The 18,449-nt window shown below is 56.8% G+C and carries 17 protein-coding genes and 1 pseudogene; 7 read left to right on the forward strand and 11 right to left on the reverse strand.

The annotated features are described in order from the left end of the window. Window positions 1–282, forward strand: a 282-nt coding sequence (locus AC5S3R_RS19635) for a transposase (protein ID WP_494265411.1), incomplete at its 5' end; no start/stop codon positions are given. Window positions 283–385: 103 nt separating this feature from the next. Here AC5S3R_RS19635 and AC5S3R_RS19640 read toward each other — a convergent pair. From AC5S3R_RS19640 to AC5S3R_RS19650, 3 genes are all read right to left on the reverse strand, one after another. Further along, window positions 386–2,461: a M13 family metallopeptidase gene (locus AC5S3R_RS19640; RefSeq protein WP_494268890.1), complete on the reverse strand. Its 2,076-nt coding sequence runs from the start codon at window positions 2,459–2,461 to the stop codon at window positions 386–388. 196 nt (window positions 2,462–2,657) lie between these two features. Next, on the reverse strand, window positions 2,658–5,129 hold the full coding sequence (locus AC5S3R_RS19645; RefSeq protein ID WP_494268892.1) for an EAL domain-containing protein: 2,472 nt from the start codon (window positions 5,127–5,129) through the stop codon (window positions 2,658–2,660). A gap of 178 nt (window positions 5,130–5,307) precedes the next feature. Then, window positions 5,308–5,745: an acetyltransferase gene (locus AC5S3R_RS19650; RefSeq protein WP_494268893.1), complete on the reverse strand. Its 438-nt coding sequence runs from the start codon at window positions 5,743–5,745 to the stop codon at window positions 5,308–5,310. A 211-nt stretch (window positions 5,746–5,956) separates the two neighbouring features. Here AC5S3R_RS19650 and guaA point away from each other — a divergent pair, with 211 nt between their 5' ends. Beyond that, entirely contained in the window at window positions 5,957–7,507 is a 1,551-nt protein-coding gene (gene guaA / locus AC5S3R_RS19655; RefSeq protein ID WP_494268894.1) for a glutamine-hydrolyzing GMP synthase, read from the forward strand. A gap of 177 nt (window positions 7,508–7,684) precedes the next feature. On the opposite strand, the pseudogene AC5S3R_RS19660 reads toward guaA, so the two are convergent. After that, a pseudogene (locus tag AC5S3R_RS19660) lies at window positions 7,685–7,837 on the reverse strand (hypothetical protein); the annotation flags it as partial. Window positions 7,838–8,155: 318 nt separating this feature from the next. Beyond that, window positions 8,156–8,737, reverse strand: a complete 582-nt coding sequence (locus AC5S3R_RS19665) for a DUF421 domain-containing protein (protein WP_494268895.1) — start codon at window positions 8,735–8,737, stop codon at window positions 8,156–8,158. A 3-nt stretch (window positions 8,738–8,740) separates the two neighbouring features. Here AC5S3R_RS19665 and AC5S3R_RS19670 point away from each other — a divergent pair, with 3 nt between their 5' ends. Then, window positions 8,741–9,994 (forward strand): thiolase family protein, encoded by a 1,254-nt coding sequence (locus AC5S3R_RS19670; RefSeq protein ID WP_494268896.1) that lies wholly within the window; start codon window positions 8,741–8,743, stop codon window positions 9,992–9,994. Between the two features lie 742 nt (window positions 9,995–10,736). On the opposite strand, the gene dusB is transcribed toward AC5S3R_RS19670, so the two are convergent. The 3 genes from dusB to rpmE all read right to left on the reverse strand — a co-directional run bounded on the left by dusB (window position 10,737) and on the right by rpmE (window position 12,967). Further along, window positions 10,737–12,011 (reverse strand): tRNA dihydrouridine synthase DusB, encoded by a 1,275-nt coding sequence (dusB, locus tag AC5S3R_RS19675; protein WP_494268906.1) that lies wholly within the window; start codon window positions 12,009–12,011, stop codon window positions 10,737–10,739. A gap of 143 nt (window positions 12,012–12,154) precedes the next feature. Then, on the reverse strand, window positions 12,155–12,505 hold the full coding sequence (locus AC5S3R_RS19680; RefSeq protein ID WP_494268897.1) for a hypothetical protein: 351 nt from the start codon (window positions 12,503–12,505) through the stop codon (window positions 12,155–12,157). A gap of 240 nt (window positions 12,506–12,745) precedes the next feature. After that, the gene (gene rpmE / locus AC5S3R_RS19685) at window positions 12,746–12,967 is read right to left on the reverse strand and encodes a 50S ribosomal protein L31 (RefSeq protein ID WP_494268898.1); all 222 of its coding nucleotides are present in this window, start codon (window positions 12,965–12,967) and stop codon (window positions 12,746–12,748) included. A 187-nt stretch (window positions 12,968–13,154) separates the two neighbouring features. Here rpmE and AC5S3R_RS19690 point away from each other — a divergent pair, with 187 nt between their 5' ends. After that, window positions 13,155–13,547 carry a c-type cytochrome gene (locus AC5S3R_RS19690; protein WP_494268900.1) on the forward strand — a complete coding sequence of 131 codons (393 nt, stop codon included), beginning with the start codon at window positions 13,155–13,157 and terminating at the stop codon, window positions 13,545–13,547. 83 nt (window positions 13,548–13,630) lie between these two features. On the opposite strand, the gene AC5S3R_RS19695 is transcribed toward AC5S3R_RS19690, so the two are convergent. After that, a complete protein-coding gene (locus AC5S3R_RS19695; protein WP_494268901.1) occupies window positions 13,631–14,374 on the reverse strand; it encodes an SGNH/GDSL hydrolase family protein in 744 nt (247 codons plus the stop codon). Between the two features lie 124 nt (window positions 14,375–14,498). Here AC5S3R_RS19695 and AC5S3R_RS19700 point away from each other — a divergent pair, with 124 nt between their 5' ends. Further along, on the forward strand, window positions 14,499–15,260 hold the full coding sequence (locus AC5S3R_RS19700) for an ATP-binding protein (RefSeq protein ID WP_494268902.1): 762 nt from the start codon (window positions 14,499–14,501) through the stop codon (window positions 15,258–15,260). Between the two features lie 75 nt (window positions 15,261–15,335). On the opposite strand, the gene AC5S3R_RS19705 is transcribed toward AC5S3R_RS19700, so the two are convergent. Then, a complete protein-coding gene (locus AC5S3R_RS19705) occupies window positions 15,336–15,473 on the reverse strand; it encodes a hypothetical protein (RefSeq protein ID WP_494268903.1) in 138 nt (45 codons plus the stop codon). A 446-nt stretch (window positions 15,474–15,919) separates the two neighbouring features. Here AC5S3R_RS19705 and AC5S3R_RS19710 point away from each other — a divergent pair, with 446 nt between their 5' ends. Together AC5S3R_RS19710 and AC5S3R_RS19715 are read left to right on the forward strand one after the other, a co-directional pair. Next, a complete protein-coding gene (locus AC5S3R_RS19710) occupies window positions 15,920–16,435 on the forward strand; it encodes a DUF2393 family protein (RefSeq protein ID WP_494268904.1) in 516 nt (171 codons plus the stop codon). A 393-nt stretch (window positions 16,436–16,828) separates the two neighbouring features. Further along, window positions 16,829–17,707, forward strand: coding sequence for an OmpA family protein (locus tag AC5S3R_RS19715; RefSeq protein WP_494268905.1), 879 nt, complete (start codon window positions 16,829–16,831; stop codon window positions 17,705–17,707). Window positions 17,708–18,138: 431 nt separating this feature from the next. On the opposite strand, the gene AC5S3R_RS19720 is transcribed toward AC5S3R_RS19715, so the two are convergent. Beyond that, window positions 18,139–18,449: integrase core domain-containing protein (locus AC5S3R_RS19720; protein ID WP_494268596.1), on the reverse strand; the 311-nt coding region annotated here is incomplete at its 5' end.

The raw sequence follows: 18,449 nt of genomic DNA on the forward strand, positions 1-18,449 counted from the left end.
GTGATTGCCGACAAGGGCTACGACTCGGACAAGATCGTCGCGCATGTGAAAGTGGCGATGAAAGCCCAGGCGGTGATTCCGCCGCGCTCCAACCGCAAGCTGCAGCGCGAGTACGACAGAACCTTGTATAAGCTGCGCAACCGCATCGAACGCTGTTTCAGCAGATTAAAACAGTTCCGCAGATTCGCCACTCGCTACGAGAAATCGAAAACGTGCTTCCAAGCCCTCGTCGCACTCGCCTGCTCTGCCATCATCCTTAACCTAATTGTCGATACGGCCTAGGGACTAGGCTGCGATGCTGTCAGGGAATTTTTGGATTACCACCCAAAAAAGAAAGCCCCGCGCGAAGTGTGGCTTCGAGCGGGGCTGTTTCCTAGTCTTTCCGCTACCACACCCGGCAGGAGTTGACCGGGTACATCGGAGTACCCTGCTTGCAGTTGAAGGCTTTGCCGAACTCATCGAAGTTCTGCACCGTACCGTTTACGCGCCAGCGACCTGGTGAATGCGGGTCGGTGAGCGCGCGTTGGCGGGCGGACTGCTCGGTGCCGTTTTCGCACCATACCTGCGCGAAGCCGAGGAAGTAACGCTGCTTTTCGGTGTAGCCTTCAATTTTGTCGTCAATTGACTTGCCTTCCTTGGCGAGCGTGTCCAACAGAGCGAGATAAGCGATGCGCAGGCCGCCGTTGTCCGCCGTGTTTTCACCAAGCGTGAGTTTGCCGTTCAGCTTTTGCTGTGGCATGTCATCGTGCGCCGGAGCTGTTTCAAAGCTGCCATACTCGTTGACTTCGCAGTCGGTGCGCTCGACGAACTTCTTGCGGTCCTCTGTCGTTTGCCACTCGCGCAAGTTGCCGTGTCCATCGTACTTCGAGCCTTCATCGTCAAAGCCGTGCGTCATCTCATGGCCAATAACCACACCGATGCCGCCGAAGTTTACGGCGGGGTCGATGCTGAAATCAAAGAACGGAGGCTGCAGGATGCCGGCAGGGAAGTTGATGTCGTTCATCGACGGGTTGTAGTAGGCGTTGACCGTTGGCGGCGTCATGCCCCATTCCTTCTCGTCTACCGGCTTGCCCAGCCTGCTGAGGTTGTAGTTCCTTTGGAAGACAGCTTCGCGGTGAATGTTACCGATGAGGTCGTCGCGCTTGATTTCGAGAGCATCATAGTTGCGCCACTTTTCCGGATAGCCAATTTTGTTGCGAATCAGAGAGAGCTTTTCTTCCGCAGCCTTCTTGGTGTCTTCGCTCATCCACGGAAGTGTCTTGATATCGTCGCCGAGAGCTTTTTCGAGTGCGGCTACCAGCTGATCCATCTTGGCCTTGGCTTCAGGAGGAAAGTTTTGCTTGACCCAGTCCTGTCCTACGGCCTCGCCGAGCGCCATGTCGGTCATTGCGGTGCACTGCTTCCAGCGGGGTGTGGGCTCCTTCTGGCCGGCGAGCGTTTTGCCAAAGAAGTCAAAGTTTTCGTCATAGAAAGCTTTAGGAAGCTCGGAGGCTACGGCGTGCAGTGAGTGCCAGCGTAGGTAGGACTTCCACGCGTCGACCGGCTCTGAGGTGATGAGGCCGTTGAGCGACTTGAAGAAGTCTGGCGTGGAGACGTTCAGTGTTTCAAACTTGCCTACCTTTACATCCTTGAAGTAGGTGGAGAAATCGAAGTCTGGCGTCAGCTTTTGGAAGTCCGTCACGGTGTAAATGTGGTAGCGATTTTCCGGGTCGCGCATGGCCGTACGGCTCATGGAAGCCTTGGCCAAAGCGGTTTCAATGGCCAGCACGCTGTCAGCTTCCTTGGCGGCCTGCTCCGGAGTGTCGCCGGCCATGGCGAACATCTTTGTTACATGCGCTTTGTATTGGTCGCGGATTTTTGCGAAGCGGTCCAGCAGGTAGTAGTCGCGGTCGGGGAGAGAAATGCCGGACTGGCCTACGGTTGCAATCTGCTTGGAAGAATCCTTCTCGTCCTGCGATACACCAAAACGGAAGAGTGGCGCCGCCCCGCCTTGGGCGGCGAGGTCGCCGATGAGCGCAGCCAGTTTGTGCGGATCATCGAGCGTGGCAATGCGTGCGAATGCGGGCTGAAGAGGCTCAAGGCCCTTCTTCTCGACAAGGTCGGTGTTTATGCAGGCGGCATAATAGTCGCCATACTTCTTTGCCAGTGGGGTCTTGGGGGCTTTCGATGCGGCATCCAGCTCTTGCCAAAGCAGGTAGCGGTTGCGCTCGCCGAGCAGCGAAAAGCTGCGTGCCCAGCGCGTCTGGTCGCTGGGAATCGGATTTGCCTTGTCCCAGTTGCCGCAGGCGTACGTATAAAAATCCTGGCAAGGGTCCACGGTGGTGTCGATTGCCGAAAGATCAAAGCTTTTGATTTTGGTGGGAGGAGCAGGTTGGTCGCCGGACTGGCCAAAGCCGGCCGCAGAAGCAAGAACTGCTCCTGCCGCAAACAACAAAGCGGGTGCAATGCGAAAACACTTCATCTGAATTGTCCCTTTGGGGAGAATATCGTGCGTAATGGATAGCAGCGTAACACGCAAGACAGGGCGTAGGGAGTAGAGAATAGGGAGTAGAAAACAAATCCTGGCTGCTGCTTCCTGCATATTGAGCACTCGATTTGTAGCTTGCCCTGTGCGCGTTTCAGCTATTTGTCATGCTCGACATTGGCATGTTTTGCTTCTACGGCCTGCTCCCTGTCTTTTGTAGCTCCGAGCTGCCACTATGTTGCGCGAGTATCTGCTCAAACTCATCCGCAGGTAGAGGTGGGGCAAACAGGAAGCCCTGGTGGCGATGGCAGCCAAGCGATTCCAATAGTCTGCGCTGTTCCGGAAACTCTACGCCTTCCGCCAGTACGCTCAGGCCCAACTCTTTGCCCAACGCAATAATCGTTCGTGCAATTGGGCTGGCGCTTGGGTCCGTCATCAGGTCGCGTACGAAGGAGTTGTCAATTTTCAGTTGTGTCAGTGGAAGGCGTTTGAGGTAAGCCAACGAGGAGTACCCTGTCCCGAAATCATCGAGCGCGAACCGGATTCCATGCGCCTTGAGGGCATTCATCTTGGCAATCGCTACTTCCATATCCTGCACAAGCACGGTTTCGGTGAGTTCCAACTCTAGCCATTCAGGGTTGGCGCCTGTGCGCGCCAGCACGTCCAGCACGGAGCTGACGAAATCATCGCGGTGCAGTTCCAGCGAACTGACGTTGGCGGCTATCGTGATGTGTGTATTGGGATAACGCTGGTTCCACTCGGCAATACGGCGGCATGCGGCTTCCTGAACCAATGTCCCCAAGGGGACTATCAGCCGCGTGTCTTCTGCCAGCGGAATAAACTCACCGGGCGCCAGCAACCCCTGAACAGGGTGGTTCCAGCGAAGCAATGCTTCTGCGCCGATGAGTTTGTCGTCTTCAAATTGCGGCTGGAAGTAAAGGGTGAACTGGTTTTTCTCGATCCCTTCGCGGATCTCTTCTTCCATGGTGGCTCGGGCGTTGACGGCTGCTTGCAGTCCCGGAGAAAAGAAGCGAGCCGTGTTGCGTCCTGCGGCTTTGGCCTGATACATCGCGATTTCAGCATGCTGCATGGCATAAGTGAAATCCGTCTTATCGTCTACTAGCAAGCTGATGCCGATGCTGCAACTCGTGTGGCTCTCGGCCTGGCTCAGAAGGAAAGGCTGCTTGAGTTGCGTGAGAATCTTCTCCGCTACTTCCATGGCCTGCGTGGCGGCAAGCTCTGCATTGATGTGAAGCTCTTCCAGGATGATGACAAACTCATCGCCGCCAAGCCGTGCGACGGTGTCGGACGGCGTTACACATGCTAAAAGCCTGTTTGCGGCTTCGCGCAACATCTGGTCGCCGGCGTTATAGCCTCGCGAATCATTCACGATTTTGAAATTATCTAGGTCAAGAAAGAGTAGCGCGCGATTGCGGCGTGTGCGTGTACTTAACGCGGTGCTCTTACGGAATTGTTCCACCAGCAGACGGCGGTTGGCCAGGCCGGTAATCTGGTCATAGAAGGCGAGGTTGCGAATCTCTTCTTCGGCGCGCTTTTCATTAGTTATATCGCGCACCTGGATGAGAAGGCACGGAAAGCCCTGAGCTTCACTTATCGTGGCATAAACATTGCCCCAGATAATTGTGCCGTCCTTGCGGCGGAACTGGATTTCAATATTGCGGAAGTTCTGCCCTTTGTGGAGAATTTCCATCATTGCATCGCGATTGGCATAATCCACCCAGACGTCCAGCTCTCTGGATGTGATTCCAACGACTTCTTCGCGTTTCCATCCGGTTGTTGTGGTGAAAGCCGGATTGACGTCTACGAATACTCCGTCAGAGAGCCGGGAGATGACAATGGCATCTGGGCTCGTTTCAAAGGCCGCGCGATAGCGGGCTTCGACTAAGCGATGCGCATCTTCTGCCTGTTTTTCCCGTGTGATGTCTCGTACGGAAACCAGCATGCACGGCTCGCCATGAATTTCCAACTGCTCTGCTGAAGCCAGCCCCCATAGCATGCTTCCATCGTGTTTGCGGAACTTAACCTGCACATAGCGATAGGGCTTGCTTTCGAGGATTGCCTGGACAAGCTGAGCATGGTCCTGAGGATCAACCCACAGGCCGAGCTCATCGGATGTCTTGCCCAGAGCTTTTTCACGTGTGTATCCGAATTCCTCAGTGAAGCGTGGATTGACCTCGATGATTCTGCAATCCGGCAGCTGGGCAATCACCATGATGTCGAGACTGGTTTGAAAGATGGCGTGGTAGCGTTCTTCGCTTGCGCGGAGCGCTTCCTTGTTTTCTAACTGCGCCAGCAATCGCTGATTTCGCCGGAACTGGTCAGCAAGTATGCTGACAGCGATGCTGATTCCCGTGGCAAGCACAAGTCCTTCGATATCTTCCGAGTGATGGAGCGGGTACCATCTCTCCGGATATTCCCCCGTGAACATCACCAGAAAGGCTGCCAGGGAGGTTGCCGCAACTCCTGGCCACATGCCCAGCACTAGCGCGCATAGAAGAACGACAGGGAGATAGGCCAAGTACGGCGAGAGGTCGAATTGAAAGGCGTAATGCAGGGAGAGGCGAAGCAAGTACGCCCCAAAGACAACTGCGAGCGCAAGCGCAATCTTCCATCGAAGTGAAGCAGCAGGCTGGCGGAGGCTCATGCCGTACTCTTGATTCCTTCCCCGAAAAACTTAGCTTGCCAAGCGGCCTTATAGACAATATTGATAGGAAACGCAGCATCTTTAGACTTCACTATTGCGATTCGCTATACGAAAGTCAATCTAAAATCGGCAGTGTCTCAGTATGAATTTCGGCTTTGGGTGGAGAGCTGTCGCGCAGTCAGCCTAGTCGTTCCAAGTGGATAAGTGGGTATGGCCTTCCCTGTCCATCCAAAGACGAACGGCCAGTTTGCCTAAACCCCATTCGCTCATAGAAGCCAATCGCCTGACCGTTCTGTTCGTTGACGTCGGTAGTCAACCTCGGGTGGAGCGTCAGGCCGTGGCGGACTAGCGCCGCGCCTATTCCTGCCCCTCTAAAATCTGGATCAACAAACAGTGCTTCCATGTGTCCGTCCTCAATCAGCATGAAAGCAAGCGGATAGTCATTGTCGTCAACGGCTAGCCAAAGCGGTGCTTGTGGCAAGAAGCCGCGTATCAGTTCATCGAGGGCCAGACGATCCTCAGGGGTCAAAAAGTCATGCGTTGCATCGATCGCATTACGCCAAATTTGGACTACGCGTTCGCCCTCGCCAGAATGGGAAGACCTGATCGAAACCATTGCTCGAATTATGCACGATGCTGGTTGTGTCCGCAACGGGGACGACAACCAAAATTCAAACTGATGCACTACCCTAAAATCCCCTTTTGGGACACTTTGTTGGGCTGGGGCTGCTTCAGGGCCTGCCATTCTTCTCTGTTTCTATAAGCTTTGTGGTTCCTGTGGCGCGGTGGTTCTTTACAGCCGCCCCCGCATCCTGCAAAACTGAAACGTGGACACCCAAACGATCGTTATCCTTGATTTCGGCTCGCAGTATACGCAGTTGATTGCCCGCCGCATTCGCGAAATGAATGTCTTTTCCGTGGTTTTGCCCTGCACGGCGCCTCGTGAAGAGATAGATAGCTACAAGCCGCTCGGCATTATTTTGTCGGGGGGACCGTCATCGGTTTATGACGCGGACGCTCCAGCGGCTGACCCGAAGATCCTCGATGCGAATCTGCCGATTCTCGGGATCTGCTATGGACTGCAGTTCATTGTGCATCACATGGGCGGCAAAGTTCGCTCGGCGGACAAGCGCGAGTATGGCCATGCTGAAGTGCATGTGGAGAAGCCGGAGACGAAGCTGTTTGCCGGGCTGCCGCAGCAGTTGCAGGTTTGGATGAGCCACGGCGACGAGGCGCTGGAGTTGCCGAACGGTTTTTCACGTGTGGCGGCTACGTCGAACGCGCTGGCGGGTATTGCGAATGAAGACCGCAGGATATGGGCGGTGCAGTTTCATCCCGAGGTGCATCACACACCGCTTGGACCACAGTTGCTGAAGAACTTTGTTTTTGGGATTTGTGGCGCTACGGGTGACTGGACTCCGGCGCACTTTGTTGAGACGACCGTTGCCTCGATTCGCGAAAAGGTTGGCAAGGGACATGTCATTTGCGCGCTTTCGGGAGGTGTGGATTCGTCCGTGGCCGCGATGCTGGTGCACAAGGCCATCGGCAGCCAGTTGACCTGCGTATTTGTTGATAACGGCGTGCTGCGCAAGAACGAGTTCGAGAAGGTGCAGGAAAATCTGCGCGACAAGCTGGGGCTGAATCTTGTTGCTGTGGACGCAAGCAAGCGCTTTCTCGACAAGCTGGCCGGAGTGACCGACCCGGAGAAGAAGCGCAAGATTATCGGTGCGGAGTTCATTGCGGTTTTTGACGACGAGGCCGAGCGCATCTCCAAGGAAACCGGCGGCGTGGATTGGCTGGTTCAGGGAACGCTTTACCCGGATGTGATTGAGTCGAGCAGCGTGAAGGGGCCGAGCCAGACGATTAAGAGCCATCACAACGTGGGCGGCCTGCCGGAGGATTTGAAGTTCAAGCTGATTGAGCCGCTGCGCGATCTGTTTAAGGATGAGGTCCGCCGCATTGGCCGCGATATGGGCATGCCGGAAGATATCCTGAGCCGCCAGCCGTTTCCGGGACCGGGGCTTGCGGTACGCATTCTTGGCGAGATTACGGCGGATCGCGTGGCGCTGTTGCAGGAGGCTGACGATATCGTTGTTAGCGAGATTAAGGCTGCGGGGCTTTATACGAAGATCTGGCAGAGCTTCGCGGTGCTGCTTCCGGTTATGTCAGTGGGCGTGATGGGCGACCAGCGCACCTACGCTTATACCTGCGCTGTTCGCGCCGTGCACTCGGAAGATGGCATGACCGCCGACTGGACTCCGCTGCCGTATGACGTTCTCAAGAAGATTTCGAGCCGCATTGTGAATGAGGTTCGGGGTATCAATCGTGTGGTGTATGACATTACCTCCAAGCCGCCGGGGACGATTGAGTGGGAATAACGGCTGCATGCAGCAAAGAAAAAGGCTGGTAGATTGCCAGCCTTTTTCTGCTTGAAAGGGACTAGAGCTGTGCCTGGTCCGGGTATCTTCCGCGTTGAAGGAGATATCGTCCATCAGGCGGTGCTGGAAGAGCCACTTGCCGTCCACCTTTACTACGCGGCCTGTGAAGTGGCCATACGCAATGACGTGCGGCGTGTTCTTGCGCGGCTTAAAGAGAGCAAGCACGATCATGCAGCTCCATGCATCGGCGGTCTTCTCGTCAATCGGAGTAATCCGTTGATTGACGGAGTGATGCCGGTTGCCTTCGCGGCTGGGCTTGTAATCGTCCAGTCACTTGGCCAGCGCTGTGCGGCCGGTTACTGTGCCGGTGTAGCTCTCAAGTGCTCCGTCTTCCGTGAAGATTTCAGCAAATTCCTGAAGGTCGCCGGTGTCCACCGTCTGTCAGTAGCGTGTTAGCAAGTCGATGATGTCCAGGCGGTCTTCTGCGGTCAGTTTGTTCATACGGTACTCCTTCTGTTCCAGGCAAATTGGATTTCAGACGGAGTTAACAATTCAGCAGCAAGACGCAGTCTGCATGGCCTGCCGCGGCTCCGGTCTATTGAAGAAGTTAGATGCACTTGAAGACTGAGGCCACGTTAAAATCCTGTCTCAGCCGGCAGTTTGCGCTCGCAGTGCGGCAACTTCTTTGGTTAGCGCTTCCAGCTTCGCCATAACATCCGCGTGCTGCTGCTCGGCGGAGCTTGGTTCCATTGCCTCTACGTAAAACGTGCCGTTCGGGTCCAGTTGGCAGATTTTTACTTGCTTCAGGCTTTCAAAGCCCTGCTTGTGGATTACTTCCAGCAGTTCTTCGTGCGTCAGTGATTCGTGATCCAGTGCCTTCTGGTCAATTTTGCCGCTTTTCACCAGCACGGTGGAGTGGCCTTGCAGCGTACGTGTCAGCCTGGGATGCTTGAAGAGCAGCCGCGCCACAATCCAGTTGACGGAGAGCAGGGCAATAGCGCCGACTACTCCGCCGGAGACCGAGTTGTCGTCTCCGATGATGGCATTCTGCACTGTGTTCGAGAGTGAGAGCAGAACAACCAGGTCGAAGGGGTTAAGCTGCGCCAGTTCGCGCTTGCCGAAGATTCGCAGGAGCGCGACGAGCACGAGGTAGACAATCACGGGGCGGATGAGCTTCTCAAGGATGGGAAGCGGCAAGTGGAACATGTTGTTGAGCATCGTGTGCAGCATGGGATGAGGATAGCTCAGGCTGCATCCGAGTTGATATTCTCGGCTGGTTTGCTGGGAGGTTTTTCCGTGCGGGAAGCTGTGATTGTGGCGGCGGTACGTACGCCGGTGGGGAAGTTTCAGGGTTCGCTGGCGGGTTTTGCTGCGCCGCGTCTTGGTGCGCTGGTTGTGCGGGAGGCTGTGCGGCGGTCCGGCATTGCCCCTGCTGAGGTTGACGAGTGCATTATGGGCTGCGTCTTGCAGGCGGGGCTGGGGCAGAACCCGGCGCGGCAGGCGGCGATTTACGGTGGGCTTCCGCCGGGGTCGGCGGCACTTACGGTCAACCAGGTTTGCGGGTCGGGGCTGCGGGCGGTTTCGCTGGCGGCGCAAGCGGTGGCGCTGGGTGATGCTGAGGTGGTTGTTGCGGGTGGAATGGAGTCGATGAGCAATGCTCCGTATCTTTTGCCGCAGGCTCGAAGTGGATATCGCATGGGGAATGGCGAGCTGGTGGACGTCATGATTCGCGATGGGCTTTGGGAGGCTTATCGCGGGTTTCATATGGGCATTGGCGCGGAGATGATTGCGGAGAAGTACGGTATTGGCCGCGAGGAGCAGGATGCTTTTGCGGCGGAGTCGCATCGAAGGGCTGCGGAGGCTACTGCTGCGGGTATTTTCAAAGGCGAGATGCTGGCTGTTGAAGTTCCCGGTGTGAAGAAGGGGGAGGCGGCGCTGGTCTTTGCGGCGGATGAGGCGATTCGGCCTGATACGACGGTGGAGACGCTGGCGCGGTTGAAGCCTGCTTTCAAAGAAGGTGGTACGGTGACGGCGGGGAACGCGCCGGGTGTGAGTGATGGGGCGGCTGCGGTGGTGGTTACCAGTGCCGATCTTGCTTTTGAACGAGGGCTGCCGGTGCTGGGGGTGATTCGGGCGAGCGCTACGGCGGGGCGTGAGCCGGAGTGGTTTGGGCTGGCTCCGATTGATGCGGTGCGAAAGGTTGTGGAGCGTGCGGGGTGGGGGTTGAACTCCGTGGATAACTTTGAGCTGAATGAGGCTTTTGCTGTGCAGGCGATGGCGGTGAATCGCGAGCTGGGGCTGGATACGGCGAAGGTCAATATTCATGGAGGCTCGGTGGCGGTGGGGCATCCGATTGGGTCGAGCGGGGCGCGGGCGCTGGTGCGGTTGCTGGCGAACCTGAAGGAGACGGGCGGGAAGCGTGGGGTTGCTGCGTTGTGCCTGGGTGGAGGGAATGCCGTGGCTATGGCGGTGGAGCGGCTTGGGTAGGTGTGGGGAGGTTGCCGCGCGATTTGCGTTTGCGTCAGGTGATTTCTTATGGTTCCCTGATGCGTCCGTGTGTATGCGCACAGTGGGGTTCTTTTGCATTTCTTTTGTTTTGTGTGAGTTGTGTGGGATTGCACAGGGACTGTGCAGTTTCTTTATTCCGGAACTGTGGAACTGTGCGAGAGGCAGAGGGCAGGGTACAGGGGTGCGGGTGGTTGAACGTGTCCTTTGCTGCATTGTTTGCTCCTTTCGTCACAGTCCCAGTGTTAAGAGGGGGGGAGGGGGTACCCTTTTCTGGCCCTTCAAACAGAACGGCCCGATTCCTTTGGAATCGGGCCGTTTGTTTGCTTATTTTTAGTTTGGCATAAATGACCATAATTGAGCGCAAACTTGGCTCGGAATTTTTCTCAATGGAATCAGTGAGTTAGAAGATATTTTCGGGTTTGGGGCTTGACAAGGTTTTTTCCACAGGGAGAACAGGGGGCGGGATACAGGGTTTTAGATAAAGGGCTCAAAACTATAAAAGACGGAAAGGCTATAAAAGGCAAAACTATACAGAGCAACCGCAGATCCTTTACTCCGCCTACCCCACTTCGTGGGCCCCAGTGCGCTTCGTTCAGGATGACACTGGCTGATTTTGTGAGGGGAGCTTGATGGGAGGGGGACTGGCTGTGTGGGTATTCCACCCTTCTGCAAAAGACGCAGAAGGATGGGGCACGGGGCTTTGTGTGCCGGTGCGCTTTTCTTAGTCGCAGACTAAGGCTGTATCGGGGAAGTCTGCTGGTTCGGTGGTGCTGGCGGGGCCTTCTTCCATGGCGGTGCTGTTGGCCTGGGCCTCAAAGAAGGCGTCTACCTGGTCGAGAATCGCGGGGGCGGTTTTGGACTGGTAGATTGCAGAGCGCAGCCTGGCTCCGCCGGGGACGCCGTGGGTGAACCAGCTTGCGAACTGCTTCATTTTGCCTACGGCTTCACGACCTGCATTTTCGGGCTTTTCGGCTATGCCGCCGGTTTCTGCGCCTTCCATCAGCATTTGGAAATAAGCGCGGATCATGTGGTGGCGGTCGGCTGCTGTTGGCTTGTCATAGCTGCCGGTGGCGGTGTATTGCGCAATCTGGCGGAAGATCCACGGATTTGCCGGTGCGCCGCGGCCAATCATTACGGCGTCGCAGCCGGTTTGCGCGACCATTGCCGCTGCATCTTCGGGGGTGCGGATGTCGCCGTTGCCGATGACGGGGATGCTGATGGCCTGTTTGACGGCAGCGATCCACTCCCAGCGGGCGTGGCCGGTGTAGGCTTGCTCGCGGGTGCGGGCGTGGAGGGCTACGGCGTTGAGGCCTTCGGATTCGGCCATTTTGGCCAGTTCGACGCAGATGATGTTGGCGTCGTTCCAGCCGAGGCGGAATTTTACGGTGAAGGGAATTGTTACCGCTTTGCGGACGGCGCGGAAGATTTCGCCGATTTTGGGGAGGTCGCGGAGGAGGCCGGAGCCGCCGTTGCAGCCTACGACGCGCTTGGCGGGGCAGCCGAGGTTCAGGTCCACCATGTCGAAGCCGGTGTCCTGCACGATGCGGGCGGCTTCGGCCAGCGTTTCGGGGTTGGAGCCGAAGAGCTGGGCGGAGATGGGGTGTTCGTCATCGAAGAAGGTGAGGTAACGTTTGCGCTTGGATTCGCGCATGCGGGAGAGGCCGTCGGCGGAGGTGAACTCCGTCATGAGGAGGCCGCAGCCGGATTGGGTGTTGGAGACCGCCGATTCTACTTCCGAACTGTCGTTATCCCAGGTCCGAACAGACGGACCTGGGGCACCCAGATTTGTGGTGGCACCAGCGGAAGCCGCAGGAGTGGTGAAGTGGCTGGCGTGGCGGATGAAGCGGCGGAAGATGGTGTCGGTGACTCCGGCCATGGGGGCGAGGACCGTTGCGGGGCGCACGTCCACCTTGCCGATGCGGAACTCGGCTGGAACCGGCACGGGTTCGAGTCCGGCTCCGGTGCGGTCGGCGGGTTGTTCCCACTCTTTCTTCACGGTGAAACCTCGTCCTGACATAAAGGCAGCTATTAGCTCCTAGCTTTTAGCTCTTAGCTTTTTGGTGCGGCTGCTGGCTATTGTGCTAAGCCGCAGCGGTTAGTTCTTGCAAAATGGGCTAAAAGCTAATAGCTGTTTTTCGTTCAGCTTGGCAGTTCTTCTACTTCAAAGACAAAGGGTCTGCCGCGGGATTCCGGGTCCCATCCGGCTGCGATTGCCTGCCGGATATGCTCTTCCACCTTCTTCTCGTGGATTGGCACGCGGATGGAGTCGGCACGGACTACGCCGTTTTTTCCTTGTGTCGGGGCCAGCGGGTATTCGAGGTACAGCTCACGGCGCGCACGCGTCTTGTCCTCGTTTTCTACGAGGATGGCGAGGCCGTGCCAGTCGTCGAGGCCCTGACTGGTGTGCTGCTCCCGGTGCACGCGCCAGCGCAGGCGGATGCCGTCGATCTCCGTCGTTGCTCCGAGTTGGCGTTTGGGGTGCGGGGGCATGGGAGCCTCGATTTTCCTGTCAGAGTTCTGTTATGGATTCAACCGCCATTCAGGTGCTGATGCACAAACCTGAAAAGCATCCCTCAGGGGGCTAAAGCCCCACTCAGTTTGCGGATTTATGTACGGGCTAAAGCCCGTACCCTTCCCTGGACTTCGTGTGCCCGAGCCATCCTTGCGCTCGACACAAGGAAGCCTCCGCCGAAGCGGAGGCTCGTTGCTGAATCCTCGCCGTTCCGGCGCTTACTTGGCTGCTTCGCCAGCCTTGGCGTACTTGCGGCGGAAGCGTTCGACGCGACCAGCCGTATCGACCAAGCGCTGCTTGCCGGTAAAGAACGGGTGGCATACCGAGCAGATTTCCACGTGAATGTCGCCCTTGTGGGTCGAACGGGTCTCAAAGGTGTTGGTGCAGGCGCAAACTACGCGCACAACATCGTATTGGGGGTGAATATTTTGCTTAGGCATCTCTCGACACAGACCTTTCCTGCAATCCGACTCTTAGCACGGACCAATCTGAATTATTATACGGCGAATTTTGTTGACGGGCAATGACGTTTATCCTTTCCAACGCCTTTGGATGGGCCTAGAATCCTCTCGGAAATTTCAAGACAGCTTTGTATGCTGCCTAACTCTCGATCCAGGAGGCATACCCATGTTCATCCGGCTCGCCACTCACGCTGCATTGTTTGTTACTGCCGGACTGCTCGCCGTATTTGCAGCTCCGGTTGTAACTGCCCAGGACAACGCCATCACGCCCAAGGTTAAGGAAATCTACAAGATGGACTGCGCTGTTTGCCATGGCGATAACGGCAATGGCAAGACAGATGTAGCCACCTCGCTGGGCGTTACGCTGATGGACTACACCGACCCAAAATCCCTGGCCGATAAGCAGGACCAGGAGCTTTTTGACACGATCCGGAAGGGCAAGGACAAGATGCCTCCGGAAGATGTTTCCCGCGCCAAGGACGCGGATGTGCATGGGCTGATTGCGTATCTGCGCAGCTTGTCCAAGGGACAGACTGCGGCTGCTACGACACCGAAGTAGGGGACAGGGTACGGGGTGCAGGGAACAGGGAAAGCAAAACCCATGTTGGGCAATGAACTGTGCCCTGCGCTCTGTACCCCCTTTTACTGTCCCAGTGCTTTGGTGATTCCTGCTTCTGCCAGCGGGGCCATGACGGCATATCCTGCTGGTAATGGATGCACGCCGTCCTTGGAAAGATTCGCGGGGAGGCCGTTGTCGGCGTCCTTCATGGCGGTGAAGTAGTCCACGTAGATGTAGTTTTTGCTGGCGGCGTAGGACTTCATCCAGTCATTGATTTTGGCAATGGGGGCGACGGAGGCGACTTCGGGCCGCCACGGATAGGCCTTGGCCGGGGTGATGGAGCAGAGCACGACTTTGATTCCGGCGGCGGTGGCCAGCTCGGCCATGGACTGGATGTTGCTTTCGGTCTGCTCGGGCGTCATGGGGCCGGTGTTGCCGGCGACGTCGTTGGTTCCGGCGAGGATGATGACGGCTTTGGGGTGGAGGTCGATGACGTCCTGGCGGAAGCGGAGGAGCATTTGCGGGGTGGTTTGGCCGCTGATGCCGCGGTTGATGTAGGGCTTGCCGGGGAAAGACTGATCGAGGTGCCAGCCCTGGGTGATGGAGTCGCCCATGAAGACGATGCGGTTTTCGCCAGGAGCGGGCGGTGGGAGCTTGGCGTTGTCGTCGGCGAAGTGGGCCAGCCAGCCGAAGTCGGTGAGGAGTTGCTTTTCGTGGTCGGTCATGACATGGGGGGCGGTGGATGCCGGGGTGGGCTTGGGAGCTTGCTGGGCGGATGCCGCTAAGGTGGCGGCGAGAAGAACGGGCAGGACGGCGAGGAGTTTCACGGAGGGTTCTCTCCTGATTTGGTGTGATGCGATGCGGCGGTTTTGCGCCGGTACGATTCTATCCGGCTCTGGCGATGGGCTTCCGTTTTTCCACCTTGCTATGCGCTAACCTGAAGAGAGAACTATGAGCAGTCCTTGTACGATTTGCGGTGGTGTCGGGTTGGTGCGGGTCATGTCTGACGCGGGGCATTGGGTTTCGCGTGAGTGCGAATGCCAGCAACTTGAGCGCGAAGAACGGCGGCTGGCGGCGGCGAAGATTCCGGAGCGCTACCGGCATTGCACGCTGGACAGCTTTGAGACGGCGTTTCCCGGCGCGGATACTACGCTGGGGCCAGCGTTGATGACGGCGCGGAAGTTTGCGGATACGTATCCGACGGATACGGCGGGGCGGGGAATCTTGTTTGTCGGCGCGATTGGCGTGGGCAAGACGCATCTGGCGACGGGGATTTTGCACCGGCTGACGCGGGAGCGCGGGGTGCGCGGGCTGTTTTGCGATTATCGCGAGCTGCTGAAGCAGATTCAGCATAGCTATAACCCGCAGGTTTCTACGACAGAGCTGGATTTGCTGAAGCCGGTTTTTGAGGCGGAGGTCCTGATACTCGACGATCTGGGCGCGCAGAAACCGAATGAGTGGTCGTGGGATATGGTGGCGCTGATTTTGAATACTCGCTATAACGACAAGCTTTCAACAATCATTACGACAAACTACCCTGACCAGCCCGCCGGCGGCGGAAACGTGACGGATGTACAGCGGGCGGCTCGCGAACAGACGCTGGGGGATAGGATTGGGGATCGCATGCGGTCGCGGCTGGCGGAGATGTGCGTGCGCGTGACCATGACAGGGAATGATTTTCGGCAGACGGTGAAACGTGCGCGGTTCGGGTAAAGGTTTCTTTAATATCGGAAATGCGAAAGGCGTGCCCATGGGCACGCCTTCTTTATTGAAGCGGGTGGGCGGTGATTAGAAAAGCCAGATGCTCAAGAGGGTAATCAGCATGGCTGCTGCCGTCATTGCCTGGTAGACCAGGTCTTCGGCTTTGCGGCCACGGAGAAAGCTTCTGGCCGGCGCGAGAGAGGATGCGAAGCTGGGGGAGGGCATCACTCAGGTCCTGCCTTTCTTCGCCTTGAAGGGCGAATGCGTGAAGAGGGATTTCAGGTTTACAAGGCTTGAAAAAATTGCCTTGCCGGGAGATTAGTGCTGCGTGTAGTGATTTCGTTGCAGACTGCTTGCACTTAAGTAGATGCACAAAGTCTGCTTAAAGATTTAGACACGGCTCCTTGAATCAGGTTGCTTTGGGATGAAAGGGAATATTTTGATGCACCCCCTCGCCCGTCCTGCTGCGCGAGTGTTTCTGTTTCCTGGTCAATTCCGTTGTGATTTCGGTTGTGTTGGTCCGGAGGGAGACTCGTCATTTCCCCAGGAACTTCCTTCCATGGCTGCCTTATCGTCCCACAGTTTTGGTTCATCTGTGGAAATGTCATAGGTTCATCCTTGGCCCCTCCCTTTGGTAACGGGTGCATAGGAAATAGGGGTAGAATGGAGCCGTGAGCACGGGACCTCAACTCATTCATTCTGCCTCGCCGCGCGAGCGCAACTGGCTTCCGGTGGCGATTGCCGCCGGCGTTGTTCTGCTTGCCGTGGTGGTGGTTTTTCTTTCGCAGAGCGGGCGCTCGAAGCCGACGGTTGCCGCGATTAATGCGCCTCTCGATCCTTATGCGACGAGCCTGCCGATTACCAACCTGGTGATGAGCGAGTCCACGAACCTTGCCGGGGGCAAGGTGACGTATGTGGACGGGCATATTGCGAACAAGGGAACGAAGACGGTGACCGGCATCTCGGTGCAGGTGCTGTTTCGCAATTTTGCCAAGGAGGTTGCGCAGAACGAGACGCAGCCGCTGAAGCTGATTCGCACACGCCAGCCGTATGTGGATTTGCAGCCGGTGGGGGATGCTCCGCTGAAGCCGGGGGATGAGCGGGACTTCCGGTTGATCTTTGACCCGGTCAACCAGGACTGGAATGGGGCTTATCCGGAGATTCGGATATTGCAGGTTAAGGATTAGGGAACAAGGGAACAAGGGAACAAGGGAACAAGGGAACAAGGGAACAAGTTGGGATGCTGTTTTATCGCGACTTGTTATCTGAATGGAAGGAAAATGGCCTGCTCGGTTGTGATTCGAGCAGGCCATTGCTTTTGCTCGTTCCCTTGTTCCTGCTTTTTTACCCTGTATAAGTTACTCTTACCCGGTAAAAAATACTCGGTTTTAGGGTGGGGATTTCAGGTGGTGGATGGCTGTTTTGGGGGCTGCGTTTGTGCAACTCATTTAGATTTAACATTTTATATTTTTCAATCTTAAACGCTTAGGTTTGGCACGCGTCTTGCTCTATATAGGGCACACACACGCCGCAATGGTGCGGCCAACAGACGCAGAACAAAGAAGAGGATTGCAGAGACAATGAGCGTCTTTACTATTAAAAATACATATCGGAAAACTCTGCGCGGCACGTTTGCGGCGGCCGTGCTTGCTTCGGCGTTTGCCTTCATGGCCGGCGCTCAGACACAGAGCCAAGCACCGGATCAGGTTTCGACCGGGATTTCGCAGCAGACGCCGCCTCCTGCTCAGCAGCCGGATATCAACCAGCAGCGGTTGACGAATTCGGACCACGAAGGCTTCTGGGGTCACCTGCAGCCTTTCGCCCGCAAGAAGTGGGTAAAGAAGCGCCTCGACCCGATCAACGACCGGCTGAACGAGCTGGACGAGTTGAACGCGAAGAACGCGAACGACATTAAGGATGTGGACGCCCGCGCTACGGCAGGCATCCGCAATGCGCAGAACACGGCAGACCAGGCCAACCAGACGGCAACGACCGCCAACCAGCAGGCCCAGACGGCCTCCACGGCGGCGCAGGGAGCTTCGACGCATGTCGATCAGCTCAACACCACCGTCAACGGCCTTGACCAGTACAAGGCGGTAAGCGAGACCGAGATCCGCTTCCGCTCCGGCGCACCGGTGCTTTCCGCCGACGCGAAGTCGAAACTCGATGACCTGATCCAGAGCGTGAACGGACGCAACGGCTACATCATCGACATTGAAGCTCACTCGCCAGCGCGCGGGACTGCAGGCATCCAGAGTTCGCAGAAGTATGCCCAGGCCATTAATCGCTACCTGGCAGAACACAACATTCCCGTTTACCGACTCCACGCCGTGGCTATGGGTAACGCCACGTCGTCCGACTCTGACGAGCGCGTTCGCTATAGCGTAGCGAAGGTCCGGTTGATGGAAAACAGTTTGGCGGCCCGGAACGCTTCATCTCCCCAGGGTGGAGGGTTCTAGACCTGGCGCGGAGCGGGACCCCAAGACCGTTCAGCCACGCCCCCGAGGCTATTTCGCGCCATCGGCTCACCCCGCCGATTGGCCGCCAACCAAGCTCTCGCAAGAGAGAACCAAGGCAACTTGGCCCCCGCTAAAACGGGGGCCGTTTTTTTGTGCCGCTAATATGGCGCAGATGCCGAAAACTTAGCCTGGTGTTTTGATGCCATGAAAACAGATTGAAAATAAAAGGCTTTTGAGCCTTTTCTGAGAGTAGGAATAAACTCGGTTGCAATAGAAATGGCCGCCATTGTTGGCGGCCATTTCATCTTCCTACCCTACTTCGGGAGCGTGCTCGTCAGGTGCCTGAGTATGGGGTCACCGAAGTCTATGAAAATACTTTACCAGCTTCAGCTACACTCATTCCATGACCTGCCCCCAAAATCCTCACGTAGTTAGTACGAATTAACCAGCAGCAGCCGAGGCTGTGTGAAAGAGGGAAACGGCTTCCTCGTTTTCCACTTTACATAGCCAGTTTTCGCTGCGAACTCGACTGGCGTCCGATAGTTCAAACTGCTGTGTGGCCGTTGGTGATTGTAGTCATGCCGCCAGGCCGCGATCTTTCTTCTGGCGTCGAATAAATTCTGGAACCAGCTTATCCGCAGGCACTCCTCCCGCAGCCGTCCGTGGAAGCTCTCCACATAAGCGTTCTGCGTCGGCTTGCCCGGTTGAATATGCACCAGCTCAACCTTGTTCTCAATCGCCC

It is taken from the genome of Occallatibacter sp. FHG110214_02 (assembly GCF_059115385.1).